Source organism: Rugamonas rivuli (assembly GCF_009380165.1).
GTDB classification, from domain to species: Bacteria; Pseudomonadota; Gammaproteobacteria; order Burkholderiales; family Burkholderiaceae_D; genus Rugamonas; species Rugamonas rivuli.
On sequence record NZ_WHUF01000010.1, the window covers coordinates 162730 to 170961 of the forward strand.

The window sequence follows — 8232 nt, forward strand, 5'->3', positions numbered from 1 at the left end:
ATTTTGGCATGGGCGCGCGCGGTGCGCGCCGGGACGAACAGCGCTGGTCAGCGGACCAGGAAGTTCTTCAACAGTGCGTGACCGTGTTCCGACAGGATGGACTCGGGGTGGAACTGCACGCCCTCGATGTCGTATTCCTTGTGGCGCACGCCCATGATTTCACCGTCGTCCGTCCATGCCGTCACTTCCAGGCAGGACGGCAGCGAGCTACGCTCGATGGCCAACGAGTGATAACGGATCACTGTGAAAGGCGAGGGGAGGTTTTTGAAAACGCCCACGCCCGTATGCGCAATTAAAGAAGTTTTGCCATGCATGACCTGCTTGGCGCGTATGACCTTGCCGCCGAACGCTTCGCCGATGGCCTGGTGGCCAAGGCATACGCCCAGTATCGGCTTCTTGCCGGCGAAGTGCTTGAGCACCTCGATCGAGATGCCGGCTTGCGCCGGATCTTTTGGACCAGGCGAAATGCAGATGTGGTCCGGGTTCAGCGCTTCGATTTCCGCGATCGTGATTTCGTCGTTGCGGAACACGCGCACATCTTCACCCAGCTCGCCGAAGTACTGCACGATGTTGTAGGTGAAGGAGTCGTAGTTGTCGATCATTAGCAGCATCTCAGAACTCCCCATCCAGGCCATCTTGCACTTGTTCGGCGGCGCGCAGCACGGCGCGCGCCTTGTTTTCAGTTTCCTGCCATTCCATCTCCGCGACCGAGTCGGCGACGATGCCGGCTGCGGCCTGCACGTACAGCATGCCGTCCTTGATCACGCCGGTGCGGATCGCGATCGCCACGTCCATCTCGCCGCCGAAGGACAGGTAGCCGCAGGCGCCGCCGTAGATGCCGCGCTTGGAGATTTCCAGTTCGTCGATCACTTCCATCGCCCGTACTTTCGGCGCGCCGGTCAGCGTGCCGGCCGGGAAGGTGGCGCGCAGTACGTCCAGGTTGGACAGGCCGGATTTCAGCTTGCCTTCCACATTGGAGACGATGTGCTGCACATGCGAGTATTTTTCGATGACCAGGCGGTCGGTGACTTTGACGCTGCCGATTTCGGAGATGCGGCCCAGGTCATTGCGCGCCAGGTCGATCAGCATCACGTGTTCGGCGATCTCTTTCGGATCGGCCAGCAGTTCCTTGGCCAGTTCGGCGTCGCGCTCCGGCGTCGAACCGCGCGGGCGGGTGCCGGCGATAGGGCGCAGCGTGACTTTTTTCTCGCCGTCGGGCAGCGTCTCGTTGCGGACCAAAATCTCCGGCGAGGCGCCGACGATCTGCATGTCGCCGAAATTGTAGAAGTACATATACGGCGACGGATTCAGCGAACGCAGCGCGCGGTACAGCGTCAGCGGCGAATCGACATACGGCTTGCGCAGGCGCTGGCCGATCTGCACCTGCATCAAGTCGCCGGCCATCACGTATTCATGCGCCTTGGCGACGGCCTTCAGGTATTCCGCTTTCGGGAAATCGCGCGTGATCTCGGTGCGCACCGAGGCGCTGGTGACAGGTGCGTCGACGCCGCGGCGCAGCATCATGCGCAGGTCTTTCAGGCGCTGGCGCGCTTTGGAGTACGACTCCGGCTGCGTGGTGTCGGCATAGACGATCAGATACAGCTTGCCGCTCAGGTTATCGATGACGGCCAGTTCTTCCGTCACCATCAGCTGGATGTCGGGCAGGCCCAGGTCGTCCTTCGGCCGTGTGTTGGCCAGCGTTTTTTCGATGTGGCGCACCGTGTCGTAGCCGAAGTAGCCGGCCAGGCCGCCGCAGAAGCGCGGCATGCCAGGACGCAGCGCGACCTTGAAGCGCTTCTGGTAAGCCTCGATGAATTCGAGCGGATTGCCTTCGTGGGTCTCGATCACGGCGCCGTTCTTGACGATCTCGGTGCGCGTACCGAAGTTGCGCAGCACGGTCGTCGCCGGCAGGCCGATGAAGGAGAAGCGGCCGAAACGCTCGCCGCCCACCACCGATTCAAGCAGGAAGGTGTTCTTGCCGGCGTTCTGGGTCTGGGCCAGTTTCAGGTACAGCGTGAGCGGAGTTTCGAGATCGGCGAAGGCTTCGGCGATCAGTGGGATGCGGTTGTAGCCGTCGGTGGCCAACGATTTGAATTCGAGTTCGGTCATGTCTTCTCTCCATGCCGCCAAGGGTGTGGGTTTGGCGGTGGTTGGTCAAAAAACCTGTCGCGCGCAGTGGTGCGGACGACAGCAATCAGTTCGGCTTAGTTTTGCCAGGATTGCCAGCGTCGCCAAAGCCAGGCCTCAATCGAGCCGGTTTGGGTGACATTGTGTTTTTTGGTGAAAGACATTTCGGTCAGAGTGGTTCAGCTAATGGTTAATTATGCGAACGGATCAAAATTGCGGCATCGAGCAGCGTGGCTACTATACCATCGGAATCGGTTTTGTGTATAGCCTCTCCGTGATTGTATCCGTACGGCACCGTCAACACCGGGCAACCCGCTGCCCGTGCGGCTTGCGCGTCGTTCGAGGAGTCGCCCACGGCCACCACCTGCGCCGGCGCCAGGCCGAAATCGGCGCACACCGTTTGCAGCGGCAGTGGGTCGGGTTTCTTGCGCGGCAGCGAGTCGCCGCCGTAGACCACGTCGAAAAAGCCGTCCAGGCCTTTCAGCTTGAGCAGCGGCGTGGTGAAGGCGATCGGCTTGTTGGTCACGCAGGCCAGGCGCAGGCCTTGCGCCTTCAGCGCCGTCAAGCCTTCGATCACGCCCGGATACAGGGCGCTGAAATTGCCGTTGATGCTCAGGTAGTGGCGCTGGTAGGCGTCCATCGCGGTCTCGAAGTGCGCTTTTACGCGGGCGGCATCCCAGTCCAGCCCTAGTACGGAGCGGATCAGATTTTCGGAGCCTTTGCCGACCATCAGCGCGATCTGGTCTTGCGAGATCGGCGCCAGGTCCAGTTCCGCGCGCATGCCGTTGATCGCGACGTGGAAGTCGGGAATCGTATCCAGCATGGTGCCGTCGAGGTCGATGATTGCGGCGCGTACGCCTGCCAGCACACTCATGCTTACACCGTCGCCAGCTGGGCGCGCATGGCGTCGATGACGGCCTTGTAGTCCGGCTTGCCGAAGATGGCGGAGCCGGCCACGAAGGTGTCCGCGCCTGCTGCCGCGGCGGCGGCGATGTTGTCGATCTTGATGCCGCCGTCCACTTCCAGCAGGATGTCGCGGCCGGATTCGTCGATCAGACGGCGCGCTTCGGCGATCTTCTTCAGCGCTTGCGGAATGAAGGACTGGCCGCCGAAGCCTGGATTGACGGACATAATCAGGATCATGTCGATCTTGTCCATTACGTGTTCCAGGTAGCTCAGCGGCGTGCCAGGGTTGAACACCAGGCCGGCCTTGCAGCCGTGGTCGCGGATCAGTTGCAGCGAACGGTCGATGTGGTCCGACGCTTCCGGGTGGAAGGTGATGATGTTGGCGCCAGCCTTGGCGAAGTCAGGGATGATGCGGTCGACCGGCTTGACCATCAGGTGCACGTCGATCGGCACTTGCACGTGCGGGCGGATCGCTTCGCAGACCAGCGGGCCGATGGTCAGGTTGGGAACGTAATGGTTGTCCATCACGTCAAAGTGAATGATGTCCGCACCGGCGGTGACGACGTTGCGGACCTCTTCACCCAGGCGGGCGAAATCGGCGGACAGGATGCTGGGAGCGATGCGGAATGTGGTCATGGCGTTGGGCTGGCTATAAAAAAGATGCGCTATTTTACGCTGCCCGGCGCGACTGTACCGATTTGCGCCCGTTTTCAGCCGCGCCGTCCTTGCATACGGGGCGGATTTGCGGTGCAATGGGGGTCTGACGATATACAATCGCCAATTTTGTCCAGAGCGATGATGTTTTTACTAAGCCTTAAGGAATTTTGATGGCCACTTACGAATTTACTGTGTCGGTCAGAACTCAGTACCTGCCAGATCAGTCGGACCCGGAGCGCACCAACTTCGTGTTCACCTACTCGATCACGATCAAGAACACCGGCACGGTGGCTGCGCAGCTGATCTCACGCCACTGGGTCATCACCGACGCCAACAATCATGTCGAAGAAGTGCGCGGGCTGGGCGTGGTCGGCCATCAGCCGCTGCTGCAACCCGGCGAGCATTTCGAATACACCAGCGGCACCGCGCTGCAAACCCAGCAAGGCTCGATGGTCGGCGAATACTTCTGCGTGGCCGAGGATGGCCATCAGTTCGAAGCGAAGATCCCGGAGTTCGTGCTGTCGCTGCCGCGCACGCTGCATTGATTACTCGGGTTCGTTTTCCCTGGACGGCGGGGGCAGCTTCTTGGCCTTGCCTTTGCCCTGGTACATGGTCCACCAGACGATGAACACCAGCAGGAAAAACGCCACGCATGCTTCTATCATTAATACCCACATAGCTATCCTTATGTCATTAACACGCCGTAGTCTACTCGTTCCGTTGAGCGTCGTCGCGCTTTCCATGGCCGCCTGCACCACCACGCCGCTGCCGCCGGACAAGGCGCCCGCGCCCACGGTGACGCCGCAGCCTGTGCCGGTCGTGCCGCCGGTGCAGCCGACTCCCGTGCCCGTGCCGCCCAAGCCTACCGCGCTGCAAATGGTGCCGACCACCTTCGCATCGCTGCCGGGCTGGGACAAGGATGATGTGCGCGCGGCCTGGCCGGCGTTCATGTCCTCGTGCTCGGTGCTGGTCAAGCAGCCGAACTGGAAGGAGTCGTGCACCATCGCGCGCAGCGTCAACGGCAGCGACGACAAGGCTATTCGCACTTTCTTCGAAGCCTTCATGGAGCCGAACCAGGTGATCGCGCCGGACGGCGCCACCGACGGCCTCGTCACCGGTTATTACGAGCCGCTGCTGCGCGGCGCGCGCAAAAAGGGCGGGCCGTATCAGACGCCGCTGTATAAGGTGCCGGACGATATGCTGACCGTCGACCTTGCCAGCGTGTATCCGGAGCTGAAGGGCATGCGCCTGCGCGGCAAACTGGTCGGCAAGAAGGTGGTGCCGTATGCGACCCGCGCCGATATCGAGAAGGCCGATTTCAGCGGCAAGGAGTTGCTGTGGGTGGACGATCCGGTGGAATCCTTCTTCCTGCAGGTGCAGGGCTCGGGCCGGGTGCAGCTGACCGACAGCCAGGAAACCGTGCGCGTGGCTTATGCGGACCAGAACGGTCATCCGTATAAATCCATCGGAAAATATCTGGTGGAGAAGGGCGAGCTGACGCTGGAGCAGGCTTCGGCGCAGGGCATCAAGGCGTGGATCGCCGGCCATCCTACGCGCATGCAGGAACTGTTCAATGTGAATCCGAGCTATGTGTTCTTCAAGGAAGAGCGTCTGCCGGATCCGAAGGTGGGGCCGAAGGGCGCGCTGGGCGTGCCGTTAACGCCTTCGCGTTCGGTGGCGATCGATGCATCGCAACTGCCGCTGGGCGCACCGGTGTTCCTGTCGACCAGCATGCCGAACAGCGATATCCCGCTGCAGCGGCTGGTGATGGCGCAGGATACGGGCGGCGCGATCCGTGGCGCGATCCGTGTCGACTACTTCTTCGGCTTCGGCACGGAGGCGTCGGAGAATGCGGGGCGCATGAAGCAGCGCGGCAATGTCTGGGTGCTGCTGCCGAAGCAGCCGCTGTAAGGTATCGGCGCCGCGCGTCAGGAGGCGGCCGGCGCCGCCTGTTGCTGCACGTTGCGCATCGACGCGGACATCGCCGCCGTCAACACGATGCCGCCCACCGCCACGCAGGCCATGCCGGTGCGGATGCTGAAATGTTCGCCGATGTAGCCGGCCGCCAGCGCGCCGATGGGCGCCGTCGCCACCGTCAGGAAGCGCATCGTCGAGACCATGCGGCCCAGATAGGCGTCCGGCGTGACTTTCTGGCGCATCGTCATGTAGGGCATAAAGAACAGCATCACGCCGCAATCGAGGAACAGCGACAGGCTGCCGCAAGCCACCGCGCTGGCGGTGGGGCTGCCGAACAGATTGGCGGGGATCATCGGCATGGCTGCGAACGCGAACGCTGTCAGGCCTATGCCGATCAGCATGGTGACGCTGGCGCCGAAGCGGGTGTTCAGGGGTTTGAGCAGCAGGGAGCTGAGCAGCACGCCGATGCCGCCTATCATCTGCGCCGCGCCCAGCATGCCGGCCGTCATGCCGAGTTCGCGTGTGGCGAACAGCACGCTGAGCGCGGCAAATCCATAGAACAGCATGTGCCACACGCCGGCGCCCCAGGCCAGCGTGCGCAGCAGCGGCTGGCCCCAGATGAACAGCAGGCCGTCGTGGATGTCGCGCAGCGGGTGCTTGTTGGATGGCGCGGGCTTGGGATCGGTGGCTTTCAGATTACGCAGCAGCAGGATCGAGACCACGAAGCCGATGGCGTTGAGCAGCACCGCGAACGGCGCGGTCAGCCATTGGATCAGCACGCCGGCCACGCCGGGGGCGATCAGCCGCGCGGCCGAATCGGTGGCGGCGAACTTCGATTGCGCATCGGTCAGGCGGTCGCGCCCGATCAGATTGGTGAGGAAGATCTGCTCAGCGCCACCGCCGACCACCGAACAGGCGCCGCTGATAAAGGAGACGACGTACATCCATTCGATGGACAGCAAGCCCAGCCAGTAAGCCAGCGGGATGCTGCCCAGCGTCAGCGCCATGACGGCCTTGCTGCCCAATAGTACGGGCAGTTTGCGGTTGCGGTCGAGGAAGACGCCGGCCGGCAGGGCCAGCAGCGCGAAGGGAATCGCGGCCGCCGCGCCCAGCATGCCCATCTGCGACGGCGTCGCGTGCAGCAGCAGCACCGAGCATAGCGGCAAGGCCAGCGCACTGATATAGCTGCCGAAGCCATTGAGGATGGAGCTGGACCAGTAGCGCATGAAGTCGCCGTTGCGCAGCAGGGCGTCGCTGTCTAATTTGTTGCGCAGGTGGCGGCGGAGGGCGGTAAAAATAGGAAGCTCTTTAAAGCAGGTTGCTAAGTTTCAATGATACCAGTGCGGGAGTTAGGCGCTACAATCCTCACGGAATATTCCACCGTGAAGGAGACACCCTATGCAATATGAAGATCTGATCGTTGAAGTGCACGACAAAGTTGCCCTGATCCGCCTGAACCGTCCGAAAGCGCTGAACGCGTTGAACGACCGCATGATGAACGAACTGGGCGATGCCTTATATAAGTTCGACGCCGATCCGGCCATCGGCTGCATCGTGCTGACCGGCAGCGAGAAGGCCTTCGCCGCCGGCGCTGATATCGCCGCCATGGCGGACTACACTTATGTGGATACCTATCGCGACAACTACATCACCCGCAACTGGGAACACATCCTGCGCATCCGCAAGCCGGTGGTCGGCGCTGTGGCCGGCTACGTGCTGGGCGGCGGCTGCGAACTGGCGATGATGTGCGATTTCCTGATCGCCGCGGATACGGCCAAGTTCGGCCAGCCGGAAATCAAGGTTGGCGTCACGCCTGGCGCCGGCGGCACGCAGCGTCTGCCTCGCACCATAGGCAAGGCCAAGGCCATGGATATGCTGCTGACCGCCCGCACCATCGATGCGGTGGAAGCGGAACGCATCGGCTTGGTATCGCGCGTGGTGCCTGCCGATAAGCTGATCGAAGAAGTGCTGACCGCAGCGAAGCAGATCGCGTCGATGCCGACGTCGGTGGCGATGATGATCAAGGACTCCGTCAACCGCGCCTTCGAAACCACGCTGACGGAAGGTGTTAATTATGAACGCCGCCTGTTCCAGTCTGCCTTTGGTACGCCTGCGCAAAAAGAAGGCATGCACGCTTTCCTCGAAAAGCGCTTGCCAAACTTCGACGGCCTTTGATATAGTTCGCCTCCCCGCAAAACGGTGCGTGCAAATGCAGTGTGAAACGGGGAGTAGGAAAAAAAGAAGGGGTTGACGAAACGATCTAAACGCTTCATACTCTTTCTTCTTCGCTGACGGACACAACGCTCCGCAGCAAGCAAGCAGTACCGAATAAGTTCTTTAAAAATTAACAGTCGATAAGTGTGGACGTTTGATGAAAGTGCACAGCAGGCTAGTCCTGCTGATACTTAAAATATCAAATGTTCACAAGAAGTAATTGAAATAGGCGCTACGCAAGTAGTGGCCTGTCAGTATTTTGAGTGAGCGACCCGTCAGCAATGACGGTGGCAGAAATGCCAAATAAACAGAGATTAAACTGAAGAGTTTGATCCTGGCTCAGATTGAACGCTGGCGGCATGCCTTACACATGCAAGTCGAACGGCAGCGCGGGGCAACCTGGCGGCGAGT

General features: G+C 61.2%; 8 protein-coding genes and 1 rRNA gene. 4 read left to right on the top strand and 5 right to left on the bottom strand.

Going from position 1 to position 8232, the window contains the following annotated elements:
- Positions 1 to 47: 47 nt before the first annotated feature.
- From GEV01_RS28240 to rpe, 4 genes are all read right to left on the bottom strand, one after another.
- Positions 48 to 611 carry an anthranilate synthase component II gene (locus tag GEV01_RS28240; protein ID WP_008444830.1) on the bottom strand — a complete coding sequence of 188 codons (564 nt, stop codon included), beginning with the start codon at positions 609 to 611 and terminating at the stop codon, positions 48 to 50.
- A gap of 1 nt (position 612) precedes the next feature.
- The gene (gene trpE / locus GEV01_RS28245) at positions 613 to 2109 is read right to left on the bottom strand and encodes an anthranilate synthase component I (protein ID WP_152809398.1); all 1497 of its coding nucleotides are present in this window, start codon (positions 2107 to 2109) and stop codon (positions 613 to 615) included.
- A gap of 208 nt (positions 2110 to 2317) precedes the next feature.
- On the bottom strand, positions 2318 to 3001 hold the full coding sequence (locus tag GEV01_RS28250; RefSeq protein WP_152809400.1) for a phosphoglycolate phosphatase: 684 nt from the start codon (positions 2999 to 3001) through the stop codon (positions 2318 to 2320).
- Positions 3002 to 3003: 2 nt separating this feature from the next.
- A complete protein-coding gene (gene rpe, locus GEV01_RS28255) occupies positions 3004 to 3669 on the bottom strand; it encodes a ribulose-phosphate 3-epimerase (protein ID WP_070360523.1) in 666 nt (221 codons plus the stop codon).
- Positions 3670 to 3860: 191 nt separating this feature from the next.
- Here rpe and apaG point away from each other — a divergent pair, with 191 nt between their 5' ends.
- Together apaG and mltA are read left to right on the top strand one after the other, a co-directional pair.
- A complete protein-coding gene (gene apaG, locus GEV01_RS28260; protein ID WP_008444834.1) occupies positions 3861 to 4235 on the top strand; it encodes a Co2+/Mg2+ efflux protein ApaG in 375 nt (124 codons plus the stop codon).
- A gap of 196 nt (positions 4236 to 4431) precedes the next feature.
- Positions 4432 to 5601 carry a murein transglycosylase A gene (gene mltA / locus GEV01_RS28265; protein ID WP_152809402.1) on the top strand — a complete coding sequence of 390 codons (1170 nt, stop codon included), beginning with the start codon at positions 4432 to 4434 and terminating at the stop codon, positions 5599 to 5601.
- A gap of 17 nt (positions 5602 to 5618) precedes the next feature.
- On the opposite strand, the gene GEV01_RS28270 is transcribed toward mltA, so the two are convergent.
- Positions 5619 to 6905, bottom strand: coding sequence for an MFS transporter (locus GEV01_RS28270; protein ID WP_328595650.1), 1287 nt, complete (start codon positions 6903 to 6905; stop codon positions 5619 to 5621).
- A 100-nt stretch (positions 6906 to 7005) separates the two neighbouring features.
- Between GEV01_RS28270 and GEV01_RS28275 the strand changes: the two genes are divergently transcribed.
- On the top strand, positions 7006 to 7782 hold the full coding sequence (locus tag GEV01_RS28275) for an enoyl-CoA hydratase (protein ID WP_070271913.1): 777 nt from the start codon (positions 7006 to 7008) through the stop codon (positions 7780 to 7782).
- 355 nt (positions 7783 to 8137) lie between these two features.
- A 16S ribosomal RNA gene (locus tag GEV01_RS28280) occupies positions 8138 to 8232 on the top strand; the annotation flags it as partial.